Source organism: Quatrionicoccus australiensis (genome assembly GCF_020510525.1).
GTDB lineage: Bacteria > Pseudomonadota > Gammaproteobacteria > Burkholderiales > Rhodocyclaceae > Azonexus > Azonexus australiensis_B.
This window is the reverse complement of record NZ_CP075188.1, coordinates 3,587,979-3,600,228: the sequence shown is the minus strand read 5'-3', so window position 1 is coordinate 3,600,228 and position 12,250 is coordinate 3,587,979. Positions and strand designations below refer to the sequence as shown.

Sequence of the window (12,250 nt, the reverse complement as noted above, 5' to 3'; positions counted from 1 at the left end):
TTGCCAAAACCCCACATAAAGGCGGGTAAAATCCCGCCTTTATTTTTGTCGACCGTAGCAGGGAAAAATGGCCATCAAATCAGACAAATGGATCCGCCGCATGGCGGCAGAGCACGGCATGATCGAGCCGTTTGAACCGGAACTGGTGCGCGAGGCCAATGGCGAGAAGATCGTTTCCTACGGCACCTCCAGCTACGGTTACGACATCCGCTGTGCCCGCGAATTCAAGGTATTCACCAACATCAACTCGACCGTGGTCGATCCGAAGAACTTCGACCCGAAGTCCTTCGTCGAGATCGAGTCCGATGTCTGCATCATTCCGCCGAACTCCTTCGCGTTGGCCCGCACCATGGAATATTTCCGCATTCCGCGTTCGGTGCTGACCGTCTGCCTCGGCAAGTCGACCTATGCGCGCTGCGGCATCATCGTCAACGTGACGCCTTTCGAACCGGAATGGGAAGGCTACGTGACGCTCGAGTTCTCCAACACGACGCCGCTGCCGGCCAAGATCTACGCTGGCGAAGGTTGTGCCCAGGTCCTGTTCTTCGAATCCGACGAAGTCTGCGAGACCTCGTACAAGGACCGCGGCGGCAAGTACCAGGGGCAGGTCGGCGTGACCCTGCCCAAAATCTGATTCCATTCTCAGACCAACCGTGACTTTGTCGACTTCACCTCGCCGTGCTAATCGCACTGTCCCACAGGGACTTCCGATGGTCGTCTTCGGCTTGTCTTCGCGTCACAATTGATCTGAAAATGGAATGCCCGCGGATTTTCGCTAGGCTGTAACAAAACCGTCTTATTCTGTGACCCGCTGCGGCGGGTCGCCGCTTTTCAAGGATACACAATGCGCTTCCACTTTCCCGTCATCATCATCGACGAAGACTTTCGCTCGGAGAACACCTCCGGTCTTGGCATCCGGGCGCTCGCCGAAGCCATCGAAAAGGAAGGTTTGGAAGTGCTGGGGGTGACCAGCTACGGCGATCTGACCTCATTTGCCCAGCAGCAGAGCCGGGCCTCGGCCTTCATCCTGTCGATCGACGACGAGGAGCTGGCGTTGGAGCCGGAAGAAACCCTCGCCGAGTTGCGCGCCTTCGTCAGCGAAATCCGCAATCGCAACGCCGAGATTCCCATCTTCCTGCACGGTGAAACGCGTACCTCGCGCCATATCCCGAACGATGTGCTGCGCGAACTGCATGGTTTCATCCACATGTTCGAGGACACGCCGGAATTCATCGCCCGCAACGTCAAGCGCGAAGCCCGTGCCTATCTCGATTCGCTGCCGCCGCCGTTTTTCCGCGCGCTGGTGCATTACGCGGCCGACGGTTCGTATTCCTGGCATTGTCCCGGCCACTCGGGCGGCGTCGCCTTCCTGAAGTCGCCGGTCGGCCAGATGTTCCACCAGTTCTTCGGCGAGAACATGCTGCGCGCGGACGTCTGCAACGCCGTCGAGGAACTCGGCCAGCTGCTCGACCATACCGGCCCGGTCGCCGCTTCCGAGCGCAACGCGGCGCGCATCTTCAATGCCGATCACCTGTATTTCGTGACCAACGGCACCTCGACCTCGAACAAGATCGTCTGGCACTCGACCGTGGCGCCGAACGACATCGTCGTCGTTGACCGCAACTGCCACAAGTCCATCCTGCACGCGATCATGATGACCGGCGCGATCCCGGTTTTCCTGATGCCGACGCGCAACAACTTCGGCATCATCGGCCCGATCCCGAAGAGCGAATTTGCCTGGGAAAGCATCCAGAAGAAAATTGCCGCCAATCCGTTCATTACCGACAAGACGGCCAAGCCGCGTGTGCTGACGATTACGCAATCGACCTACGACGGCATTCTCTACAACGTCGAGGACATCAAGGAAGAGCTCGACGGCAAGATCGATACCCTGCATTTCGACGAAGCCTGGCTGCCGCACGCCGCCTTCCACGACTTTTACGGCGATTACCACGCGATTGGTGCGGATCGCCCGCGCTGCAAGGAGTCCATGGTTTTCTCGACGCAATCGACGCACAAGCTGCTCGCCGGTTTGAGCCAGGCCTCGCAGATCCTGGTGCAGGATGCCGAGAATCAGAAGCTCGACCGCGACATCTTCAACGAAGCCTATCTGATGCACACCTCGACCTCGCCGCAGTACTCGATCATCGCCTCCTGCGATGTGGCGGCGGCGATGATGGAAGAGCCGGCCGGTACCGCACTGGTCGAGGAATCGATCGCCGAGGCCCTCGATTTCCGTCGCGCCATGCGCAAGGTCGATGAAGAGTGGGGCGCCGACTGGTGGTTCAAGGTCTGGGGTCCGGACGACCTGTCCGAAGAAGGCATCGAGGAACGCGATGCCTGGATGCTGAAGCCGGGCGAGCGCTGGCACGGTTTCATCAATCTGGCCGACGGCTTCAACATGCTCGACCCGATCAAGGCGACCATCATTACCCCGGGCCTTGATGTCGATGGCGACTTCGCTGACGAATTCGGCATTCCGGCCGCCATCGTCACCAAGTACCTCGCCGAGCACGGCGTCATCGTCGAGAAGTGCGGCCTGTACAGCTTCTTCATCATGTTCACCATCGGCATCACCAAGGGCCGCTGGAACACGCTGGTGACGGCGCTGCAGCAGTTCAAGGACGATTACGACAAGAATCATCCGCTGTGGAAGGTGCTGCCCGAGTTCGTGCAGAAGAACCCGCGCTACGAGCGCGTCGGCCTGCGCGATCTGTGCACGCAGATCCACAGCGTTTACAAGCAGAACGATGTGGCCCGCCTGACCACCGAAATGTACCTGTCGGACATGGTGCCGGCGATGCGCCCGGCCGATGCCTTCGCCAAGATGGCGCACCGCGACATCGAGCGCGTACCGGTCGATGAACTGGAAGGGCGTGTTACGGCCGTGTTGCTGACGCCGTACCCGCCGGGCATTCCGCTGCTGATTCCGGGCGAGCGCTTCAATCGGACCATTTGCAGTTATCTGAAATTCGCCCGAGAATTCAATGCGGCATTCCCCGGTTTCGAGACCGACGTCCATGGTCTGGTCAAGGGGGATGACGGGCGCTATTACGTTGATTGTGTGAGGTAAACATGATGCCGGCAATGACGAAACAATGGAGCTGCTTGCTGGCTCTCCTGATTTTGTTGATGCCGGCATTGGCCTTTGCCGAAGCGGCGGCGAGAGTGGTTTTTGTCACCGGCTCGCCAACCGTGACGGTTCCCGGAGTGCCTGCCCGTCCCCTGGTTCGTGGCAGTGAGTTGCAGGCCGGCGACACGATCAATACGCTGGATGGCCAGGTGCAGTTGCGCTTTGCCGACGGTGCCAGCATGTCGCTGAAGCCAGGCAGCAATTTCAGGATTGATGCCTTTCGCTTCGTCGACCGCGGCAATCGCGCGAGCAGTGGCGATGGTGTGGTGATGACCCTGATCAAGGGCGCGATGCGCACCATTACCGGCCTGCTTGGCAAGGAAGATTACAACCAGTACCGCGTCGGCACTTCGGTGGCAACGATCGGCGTGCGCGGCACCGAGTACGGCGCCGTCTTTGATGGCACCGGCCTGGCCGTGACGACCTATGCCGGGCGGGTCGAGGTGTGCAGCGATGCCGGTTGCCAGCAGATCGGTCCGGGTGAAACGGTCTGGGTTTACGAGCGCAACCAGCGGCCGCAATTCGAGCCGCGTAGTGGTGCCCTGTCCGGTGCAGCCGTTCAGCCTGACTTGCCGCAGGCGCCGACTGTCGTTAATGTTCCGGTGTCAGGGGGGAGCCCGACCACGACAACGGCCGATCCGATGTCGGCCAGTCGCTCGCCCATAACCTCTCCTTCAGGGAAATAGTGTCATGCGGGCTCCAGCGCTGATCCAGCAGTTCCGACTACGGGCCGGCCTCGCCGCTGTGCTCCTTCTTGCCTTGCAGATGCCCCTGGCGCAAGCCGACACGCTGACCGATCAGGCGCGCTTGCTGCTCGATGCCGGCAAACCGGTGCAGGCTTTTGCCCTGCTCGAAGCGCAGGAAAGCAATCGGGCCGGCGAGCCGTATTACGATTTTCTGCTGGGCCTGGCCGCGATTGATGTCGGTCAGAATACCCGCGCCGTGTTCGCGCTGGAGCGGGTGCTCGCTGTCGAGCCGAACCATGTCCGGGCGCGGGCCGAGATTGCCCGTGCTTATCTGGCGCTCGGCGAAGCCGATACCGCCCGCAAGGAATTCGAAACCGTCCAGAAACTGGGCGTCCCGGCCGATGTCTCGCTGACCCTGGAGCGCTATATCAGCGCTGCCCGTCAGGTGCAGAACCAGTCAAAAACCACGACCAACGGTTATCTTGAATTGGCGCTGGGTTACGACACCAATCTGAATCTGGGGCCGAACCGCAATTCGGTGGTCATTCCCGGCCTGAGCCCCTTGCCGGCCACCCTTTCCAAGGACAGCAAGGCGAATGCCGATTATTTTGCCCAGCTGGGGGGCGGCTTCAATGTACGTGTTCCGGTCGCGCCGGGTATTGCCGTGCTGGCCGGGGTGTCGGGGACTGACCGGTTCAACGGCCGGACCGATCGCTTCGATCTGGGCAATATCGACGCCAACGTCGGTGTGGTCGTCAGCCAGGGCAAAAATGTCTATACGCTGATGGGGCAGTCCAATCACATCAGCGTCGATGAAGAGCGTTTTCGCATGGCCAACGGGCTGACTGCGCAGTGGCAGCACAACTACGATGCGCGCAACCAGATCAGTGTCTATGGCCAGTACAGCAACCTGCAATACCTGACGCAGTCGGTGCGCGATGCCGACCGCTGGGTGGCCGGCGCGGCCTATGCCCATATGTGGCGGGACAGTGCGGTCGCTTATGCCAGCGCCTATCTGGTCAGCGAGAAGGTGCATGCGGCGAATGTCGATTACCTTTCCTTTGATGGCGTTGGGTTGCGTTTCGGGGCGCGCGCCAGCCTCGGTGCTAAAACCACGCTGTTCGGCAGCCTGTCCGGCGAGTTCCGGCAATACGATGCGGTCGACCCCTCGTTCCTGGTCAAAAGGCGTGATGCGCAGTACAGCATGTTGCTGGGGGCCAGCTATGCCGTCGAGAAGGACTGGACGCTGACGCCGCAACTGTTGCTGGGTCTGAACGATTCGAATACCGCACTCAACGATTACCACCGCGAAATGGTTTCCGTGACCATTCGGCGTGAATTCTGATGGCTGGAGGCAATGTCATGAGCCCGTTTCGTCTTTTGCCGGCGCTTGCCTTGCTGGCGCCCTTGTCCTGCCTGGCGGCAGGTGCGGCCAATATCGATTTTGCCATCGGCGATGTGCAGGCCCTCAGTGCCGCCGCCGGCAGCCGCAGCCTGAGCAAGGGGGCGAAAGTTGTCAGTGGCGAAACCGTGCGCACCGGCGAGGGGCGTGCCCAGTTGCGTTTTGATGATGGTGCAATCATTTCGCTGCAGCCCAATACCGAGTTTCGCATCGACAGCTATCACTTCAGCGGTCAGCCGGATGGCAAGGAGCAGGGCTTCTTCACGCTGCTCAAGGGCAGCTTGCGTACCCTGACCGGACTGGTCGGACGCTTCAACAGGGACAGCTACAAGGTGACCACCTCGGTGGCGACCATCGGTATTCGCGGCACCGAATACACGCTGAGTTATCTCGGCGCCGAAAGCATCGCCGTGGCAACCGGTGATGGCGCGATCGAGGTTTGCAACGGTGGCGGCTGTGCCATCCTGGTCAGTGGTGACTCGGCGGTGATCGAAGGCCCCAACGGTGCGCTGCGCCGCGTCGAATTCCGGCCGCAACTGGCGCCGACCCAGCCCGGGGAGCAACTGCTGCCGCTGTTCTCGAGCAGTGATTTCCGCAACCAGGATGGTGCGATCCAGATCAATGCCAACCGGCTGACTTCCGGGCCCGGCTACGCGCTGGCCTGGTCGCATGGTTTTTCCGGCGGACTCGCGAGCGATGCCACAACCCAGTTCGGGGCGTCGGGCCAGTTGCTTACGGCAACCAACCAGAGCGGGACTTTTGCCGGCCAGACCCTGGGTGAGTCAGGCTCGGCTGATGGGGCGATTGGCTGGGGACGCTGGGCGACGGCAACTGATCCGTTGAGTACGCCGCTGACCGATTTCCATTATGTGGTCGGGCGGGAAACGCCGGCCAGCCAGCTGGCTGCACTGAACGGTGTCACCGCGACTTATCGGTTGATTGGTTATACCGCGCCAACAGGGGCGCCGGCCGGTACTGTTCTGGGTTCTCCGACCGGGACGCTGACCGCGAGCTTTGGGGCGAGTACGATGACTGTGTCAATGGCGCTGCAGGTGCCGTATACCTCTGGTGTCGGATCAGGCGTCAACACGATCACCGCCTCAACGGGTTCTGTGCCGCTAGCGTCTCATTTCACTTGGGGCGTTGGTGCAACGGGTGGCGGCTTGTTCTCAGGTGTCAATGCTGCCTACGCCGGAGCAACCTACAGCTCTTACGTCGGTGGCTACAGTCTTTCAGGGGCTGTAGCCTTCAAGCGCTAGTCGTCGTTCCTGCTTCAGTGCTGCCGGCGGTAGCTGACGAAATGTCCCTGCAGGCCGCTGGCGCTGCTCAGCGGCTTGCGTTGCTCGGCTTGCCAGTCGTTTGGAGATACCTCCGGGAAGCGGGTGTCTCCTTGCGGCGCATCATCGACCTCGGTCAGTTCGAGGCGGGTTGCGAACGCCATCGCCTGTTGATAGATCTCCCCGCCACCAATCACGAAAATATGCTTGTCAGCCGGCTGGTCGTCTGCACCAGCGGTCGACGCGATTTTTAGGGCGATTTCCAGCGAGCCGGCGATTTCGGCACCGGGGGCGACATAGTCGCCCTGGCGGGTGATCACGATGTTGCGCCGGCCGGGCAGCGGGCGAAAACGCGGCGGCAGCGATTCCCAGGTCTTGCGGCCCATGACCACGGTCTGACCGGCAGTCAGGGCCTTGAAATGTGCCATGTCTTCCGGGATGTTCCAGAGCAGCTGGTTGTCGCGACCGATGACCCGGTTGCTGGCGACGGCGGCGATGATGATGATGTCAGGCATGTTCAGGTCCGAAACTGGCGAAGGTGGTCGATCAGGCCGCGTGTCGAGCTGTCCAGCGTGTCACTGGCTGCTTCGCCGCGCAGGCAGGGGGCGAGACGGCTGGCCAGCTGCTTGCCGAGTTCGACACCCCACTGGTCGAAAGAATTGAGATTCCACAAGACACCGAGGCAGAACACCTTGTGCTCGTAAAGCGCGACCAGCTGGCCCAGCGTGAAGGGGCTCAGTTCGGGCAGCACGATGGTGGTCGAAGGCTGGTTGCCGGGGAAGGTCCGATAGGGCAGCAAGCTTTCCGGGATGCCGGCCTGACGGGCTTCCTTCTGGGTCTGACCGAAGGCCAGGGCGGAGGATTGCGCGAGACAGTTGGCGAGCAGGTTGCTGTGATGGCCGGGGAGCGGGAAATCGGAGCGAGCCAGTGCGATGAAGTCGCTGGCAACCAGCTCGCTGCCCTGATGCAGCAACTGGAAGAACGAGTGCTGCCCGTTGGTGCCGGCGGTGCCCCAGAGAATCGGGGCGGTAGCGATGTCGACCGGCAGGCCCTGGCGATCGACATGCTTGCCGTTGCTTTCCATTTCCAGCTGTTGCAGGTGGGCCGGCAGCAGACCGAGCGAATGGCTGTACGGGAAGACGCCATGGCTGTGCGCCTTGAGGAAATTGGTATTCCACAGGGCGAGGAGGGCGAGGGTCAGCGGCAGGTTGGATTCGGCGGGGGCACTGAAAAAGTGCTCGTCCATGTCGCGGGCGCCGGCCAGTAACTCCTTGAAATTGGCAAATCCGACAGCCAGCGCGATCGGCAGGCCGATCGCCGACCACAGCGAGAAGCGGCCTCCGACCCAGTCCTGGAATTCGAAGACGTTTTCCGGGGCAATGCCGAATTCGCCGGTGGCCTTGAGATTGGTCGAGGCCGCGACGAAGTGCCTGGCCACCATGCTCGGGTCGCCGCAGGCGGCGAGCAGCCAGTCGCGGGCGGTACGGGCGTTGGTGATGGTTTCCAGGGTGGTGAAGGTCTTGCTGGCGATCACGAACAGCGTGCTGCGCGGACTGAGGTGCTGCAGCATGTTGGCCAGATCGGCGCCATCGAGGTTCGAGACGAAGTGGACGCGGATGTCCGGGTGCTGGCGTGCGGCGAGAGCCTGAACCGCCATGTGCGGGCCGAGGTCGGAGCCGCCGATGCCGATGTTCAGGATGTCGGTAATGCGTTCGCCGCTATAGCCGCGCCACTGTCCACTATGGACACGTTCGCAGAAGGCTTGCATGCGTGTCAGCACGTTACGCACTTCGGGTGGTGCTGCGTCGCCGGCGCGCAGATCGACATGGCGTACCGCGCGTTGTTCGGTGTGGTTGATCGCTTCGCCGCTACGCATGCGCCTGGCCCAGCCGGCAATATCCGCGGTCTGGGCAAGTTGGCGCAACAGCTGCATGGTTTCGCCGGTCAGGCGCTGTTTTGAGTAGTCGACCAGCAGGTTGCCGTGGCGGCAGGAAAGGTGCTCGAAACGGCTTGGGTCGTCAGCAAACAGGCTGCGCAGATGCTTCTGGCGTAGTTGTTTGACATGGTCGGCGAGCGCACGCCAGCCCGAGGTTTCAGTAAGACGCATGGGCATGGCCTAAACAGCGACCGGCGCAGCGATGTGCGGGTGCGGGTCGTAGCCGTCGAGACGGAAATCCTCGAAGCGGAAGGCCAGCAGATCCGTGACGTCCGGATTGATCCACATCTGCGGCAGCGGGCGGGGCTCGCGGGCGAGTTGCAGTTGCGCCTGGGCAAAGTGGTTGGAATAGATGTGGGCGTCGCCGAAGGTATGCACGAAATCGCCCGGCTGGTAGCCGCAAACTTGCGCCAGCATCAGCGTCAACAGGGCGTAGGAAGCGATGTTGAAGGGCACGCCGAGGAAGATGTCGGCACTGCGCTGGTAGAGCTGGCAGGACAGTTTGCCGTCGGCGACGTAGAACTGGAACAGGCAGTGGCAGGGCGGTAGGGCCATGTTGTCCACATCGCCCGGATTCCAGGCCGAGACGATGTGACGGCGGGAGTCCGGATTGTTTTTCAGGCTGTGCACGAGTTGACCGATCTGGTCGATGACGCGCCCGTCCGGGGTTTCCCAGCGGCGCCACTGTTTGCCGTAGACTGGCCCGAGATCGCCATTCTCATCGGCCCATTCGTCCCAGATACGGACGCCGTTTTCCTTGAGGTAGGCGATGTTGGTGTCGCCCTGCAGGAACCACAGCAGTTCGTGGATGATCGACTTGAGGTGCAGCTTCTTGGTGGTAACCGCCGGGAATCCCTTGGCCAGGTCGAAGCGCATCTGCCAGCCAAAGACCGAGCGGGTGCCGGTGCCGGTACGGTCGGACTTGTCATGGCCCTGGTCGAGAACGTGGCGCATCAGGTCGAGGTATTGCTGCATGGGTATCGGCTGGCCGGATGAATGATCCTTGGATTTTACCAGTCCCGGCGACGCTGCGGATCACACTGTGACAAGAGTGTTTGGCCGGCACCCGGGCGACTGGCGAATTAAATTATTTATGCCCCTATCCTTGATCAGCGACTAGAATCGGGAGCTGAACTGCTGGAGAGGGAGAGAATGGTGCTTGACAAGATGCCAGGGCTGGGAAGGCTGCTCAGTCAGAAGGCGGAACACCCGCTGGCCGACGCACGCGAGTTGCGCCGGGTGATCGGTGAGCTGCCCGGTGATAACGCTTTCAAGGCGCTCGATGAAATCGCCGGTTGGCTGGAGTCTCTGCTGGCCGCGGACGAGTTTCCGCTGGATCGTGTTTTCGATGCGGCGAGTCAGCTGGAAGATGCCGCCCTGCCGCACCTCAAGCGCCTTTCCCGCGAATATCTGCATACCCTGCGCCTGACGCGCAATGATGAAAAGCGTCTGTGGTCGATCAATTACGGTTTCTGGACCTTGCTCGCGGCGGCCTATGAGCGCTGCCTGTACACGCCGTCCGACAAGCCCCGCGCCGCCGAAACCCTGAAGCTGCTGCTGCCGGCGCTGACGACGCGTCTGATTGCCGCGCTGGGGGCGATCATCAAGTGGGAACAGTTTCATTATGGTCCGACGCCGGGCGCCATCTGGCTGCGTCTCGGGCGGGCCATGGAAATGGCCGAGGCGGCGGGCGTTGCCGGCAAGCGGGTGATGTTGTCGCTGCAGGGCGGCATGTCCAGTGCACAGCAGGAATACGTCAAGGCCGTGGCGTTCCAGGCCGCGTCGATGGACAGCCTGATGCCGCTCGAGATCGAACTGGCCGAGCGCCTGATCATGCATTTCCTGCCCTCATTCATCTTTGCCAACGTGGCGCACGAAGACAGCGTCTATTGGGTCGACCTGCATCTCGCCCAGCCGCCGTTGCGCCTGGCCAGGATGCCCGCACGGGCCGAGCCCAGCCAGCGCTTTTTCAAGCCAGGCGAAGCCAACGCGGCCATGCGTGCCGTGCTGCACGACCTCGAGCAGGGCGGCGACATTCCGCCCGACATCAATCTCGGCGGGCAGTATCAGGTGCGTGCCGTGTTGCCGGTGTTGCGTCATCTCGCGGCTTATCTCGCGCCCATTCCGCCGCAGCGCCGGCATGACCGGCATCGCGTCAAGCACCGGATGTCGGTGATGAACGGGCTGGTCAATGCCTTCGTGGTGTTTTCGGGTGAATTTGGCGGTCGACCGGCTGGCTTGCCGATCGAAAGCTGGGTCGTCGAAAATGTCAGTCGTGGCGGCTTCGGGGCCGTGCTCAGCAATATTTCCGCCGAGTGGTTGCGCGTCGGGGCGTTGCTCGCCCTGCAGCCGGATGGCGGCGACAACTGGTTGCTCGGCATCGTCCGGCGTTATCACCGCGAAACCGAGAGTGAGGCCCGGGTCGGAATCCAGGCGCTCGCCCGGCAAGTCTGCTCGGTCGAGGTGACACCGCGCACGGCCTCCAAGTACGGTGCTGCCGCCAGCCTGCCCAGTTTGCTGATCGAGGACGGTTGCGAAGCCGGTGAGGTGCGTCTGGTGTTGCCGCCCAATTCGTTCGACCTGCGCGAAAGTCTCGATTACAGCCGCAATGGCCAGCGTTTCCTGCTCGCGCCGGTGGCCTTGCTGGAACAGACCGGCGAGTACGAACTGGCGCGCTACCGCCGCGGGCTGATCAGTTAAGCCGGGCGGATCGCCGACTTCGGGCGGAAGACCTTGATCACCGCCGGGTCGGTTTCGGCGTAGGGGCCGCCGATCAGGTCGATGCAGTAGGGCACGGCGGCAAAGATGCCGACGTGCGTGACTTCGCCGGCGGCATTGCGGACGCCTTCAAGCGTTTCCTTGATGGACTTCGGCTGGCCGGGCAGGTTGATGATCAGGGCCTGCTTGCGGATCACCGCCACCTGGCGCGACAGGATCGCGGTCGGCACGAAGTTGAGGCTGATCCGGCGCATTTCCTCGCCGAAACCCGGCATTTCCTTGTCGGCGACGGCCAGTGTTGCTTCCGGCGTCACGTCGCGCAGCGCCGGGCCGGTGCCGCCGGTGGTCAGCACCAGATGGCAGCCGCAGCGGTCGACCAGTTCAATCAGGGTATTTTCAATCGTCGGCTGATCGTCGGCGATCAAGCGCGTTTCGGCGCGCCAGGGCGTGCTCAGCGCGCCGCCCAGCCATTCCTGCAGGGCCGGGATACCCTTGTCTTCGTAGATGCCGGTCGAGGCGCGGTCACTGATCGAGACCAAGCCGATGATCAGTTGTTCACTCATCATCCGTTTCCGCAGCTTCCGGTGCCGGCTTGCCGTCCTGTTCCTGCAGCAGCTGGAAAATGGCGCGGAAACTCTTCGGCGGCTTGTTGCCTTCCTGTTCCTTGAGCGCGTTGCGGCGCAGCTGGCGCAACTGCTGCATGTCGAGGCCGGGCCACAGTGCGAGCAACTCGGGCAGGGCGCCTTCGTCGTCGATCAGGCGCTGGCGCATGCGTTCGAGGCGGTGGATACGCGCCACTTCGGCCGACGATTCGCCGCGCAGCAGCGCCAGGCCGGCGCGGATCGGTTCGTCGTCGACATTGCGCATCAGCTTGCCGAGATAGGCAACCTGGCGGCGGTGGGCGCCGTGGGCGGTGATCTTCTGGCATTCGCGCACGGCGTCGTAAATCTCTTCCGGCAGCTTGATCTTCTTGAGCTGGCCGACGGAAAGCTCGACCAGTTCGGCGCCGAGGTCGCGCAGTTCATGCATGGCCTCCTTCTTCTTGGTCTTCGAAGGGCGGCTGGTACTCTCGGTGAAATCTTCTTCTTGCATGGGGCG

The 12,250-nt window shown here is 62.1% G+C and carries 11 protein-coding genes; 6 read left to right on the top strand and 5 right to left on the bottom strand.

The features are described from left to right. Positions 1 to 67: 67 nt before the first annotated feature. The 5 genes from dcd (at position 68) to KI612_RS17165 (ending at position 6,480) form a co-directional block, all read left to right on the top strand. Positions 68 to 634, top strand: a complete 567-nt coding sequence (gene dcd, locus KI612_RS17185) for a dCTP deaminase (RefSeq protein ID WP_226407771.1) — start codon at positions 68 to 70, stop codon at positions 632 to 634. A 210-nt stretch (positions 635 to 844) separates the two neighbouring features. Beyond that, the gene (locus KI612_RS17180) at positions 845 to 3,073 is read left to right on the top strand and encodes an arginine/lysine/ornithine decarboxylase (RefSeq protein WP_226441282.1); all 2,229 of its coding nucleotides are present in this window, start codon (positions 845 to 847) and stop codon (positions 3,071 to 3,073) included. Between the two features lie 35 nt (positions 3,074 to 3,108). Beyond that, positions 3,109 to 3,819: a FecR family protein gene (locus KI612_RS17175; protein ID WP_226441281.1), complete on the top strand. Its 711-nt coding sequence runs from the start codon at positions 3,109 to 3,111 to the stop codon at positions 3,817 to 3,819. Positions 3,820 to 3,823: 4 nt separating this feature from the next. Continuing rightward, the gene (locus tag KI612_RS17170) at positions 3,824 to 5,164 is read left to right on the top strand and encodes a surface lipoprotein assembly modifier (RefSeq protein ID WP_226441280.1); all 1,341 of its coding nucleotides are present in this window, start codon (positions 3,824 to 3,826) and stop codon (positions 5,162 to 5,164) included. A gap of 17 nt (positions 5,165 to 5,181) precedes the next feature. Next, a complete protein-coding gene (locus KI612_RS17165; protein WP_226441279.1) occupies positions 5,182 to 6,480 on the top strand; it encodes a FecR family protein in 1,299 nt (432 codons plus the stop codon). A 14-nt stretch (positions 6,481 to 6,494) separates the two neighbouring features. Here the strand turns inward: KI612_RS17165 and KI612_RS17160 are convergent, their stop codons facing one another. Genes KI612_RS17160 through KI612_RS17150 form a run of 3 tightly spaced genes read right to left on the bottom strand, consistent with a single transcriptional unit; the run spans position 6,495 to position 9,409 of the window. Then, positions 6,495 to 7,013, bottom strand: coding sequence for a dihydrofolate reductase (locus KI612_RS17160; RefSeq protein WP_226441278.1), 519 nt, complete (start codon positions 7,011 to 7,013; stop codon positions 6,495 to 6,497). Positions 7,014 to 7,015: 2 nt separating this feature from the next. Next, positions 7,016 to 8,605: a glucose-6-phosphate isomerase gene (pgi, locus tag KI612_RS17155; protein WP_226441277.1), complete on the bottom strand. Its 1,590-nt coding sequence runs from the start codon at positions 8,603 to 8,605 to the stop codon at positions 7,016 to 7,018. 9 nt (positions 8,606 to 8,614) lie between these two features. Beyond that, complete coding sequence (locus tag KI612_RS17150; RefSeq protein WP_226441276.1) at positions 8,615 to 9,409, bottom strand: thymidylate synthase; 795 nt, start codon at positions 9,407 to 9,409, stop codon at positions 8,615 to 8,617. 177 nt (positions 9,410 to 9,586) lie between these two features. Here KI612_RS17150 and KI612_RS17145 point away from each other — a divergent pair, with 177 nt between their 5' ends. Continuing rightward, the gene (locus tag KI612_RS17145) at positions 9,587 to 11,134 is read left to right on the top strand and encodes a hypothetical protein (RefSeq protein WP_226441275.1); all 1,548 of its coding nucleotides are present in this window, start codon (positions 9,587 to 9,589) and stop codon (positions 11,132 to 11,134) included. On the opposite strand, the gene mog is transcribed toward KI612_RS17145, so the two are convergent. Both mog and yjgA read right to left on the bottom strand, forming a co-directional pair. Further along, entirely contained in the window at positions 11,131 to 11,715 is a 585-nt protein-coding gene (gene mog, locus KI612_RS17140) for a molybdopterin adenylyltransferase (protein WP_226441274.1), read from the bottom strand. The two genes, KI612_RS17145 and mog, sit on opposite strands and share 4 nt — an antisense overlap. Further along, positions 11,708 to 12,244, bottom strand: coding sequence for a ribosome biogenesis factor YjgA (yjgA, locus tag KI612_RS17135; protein ID WP_226441273.1), 537 nt, complete (start codon positions 12,242 to 12,244; stop codon positions 11,708 to 11,710). The genes mog and yjgA overlap by 8 nt, the downstream gene beginning before the upstream one ends. Positions 12,245 to 12,250: the final 6 nt, after the last annotated feature.

What these genes read in the sequence shown, in the direction of transcription:
- dcd (WP_226407771.1), top strand. Translation starts at nt 68, where the DNA reads ATGGCCATCAAATCAGACAAATGGATCCGCCGCATGGCGGCAGAGCAC.
- KI612_RS17180 (WP_226441282.1), top strand. Translation starts at nt 845, where the DNA reads ATGCGCTTCCACTTTCCCGTCATCATCATCGACGAAGACTTTCGCTCG.
- KI612_RS17170 (WP_226441280.1), top strand. Translation starts at nt 3,824, where the DNA reads ATGCGGGCTCCAGCGCTGATCCAGCAGTTCCGACTACGGGCCGGCCTC.
- KI612_RS17165 (WP_226441279.1), top strand. Translation starts at nt 5,182, where the DNA reads ATGAGCCCGTTTCGTCTTTTGCCGGCGCTTGCCTTGCTGGCGCCCTTG.
- KI612_RS17160 (WP_226441278.1), bottom strand. Translation starts at nt 7,013, where the DNA reads ATGCCTGACATCATCATCATCGCCGCCGTCGCCAGCAACCGGGTCATC.
- pgi (WP_226441277.1), bottom strand. Translation starts at nt 8,605, where the DNA reads ATGCGTCTTACTGAAACCTCGGGCTGGCGTGCGCTCGCCGACCATGTC.
- KI612_RS17150 (WP_226441276.1), bottom strand. Translation starts at nt 9,409, where the DNA reads ATGCAGCAATACCTCGACCTGATGCGCCACGTTCTCGACCAGGGCCAT.
- KI612_RS17145 (WP_226441275.1), top strand. Translation starts at nt 9,587, where the DNA reads ATGGTGCTTGACAAGATGCCAGGGCTGGGAAGGCTGCTCAGTCAGAAG.
- mog (WP_226441274.1), bottom strand. Translation starts at nt 11,715, where the DNA reads ATGAGTGAACAACTGATCATCGGCTTGGTCTCGATCAGTGACCGCGCC.
- yjgA (WP_226441273.1), bottom strand. Translation starts at nt 12,244, where the DNA reads ATGCAAGAAGAAGATTTCACCGAGAGTACCAGCCGCCCTTCGAAGACC.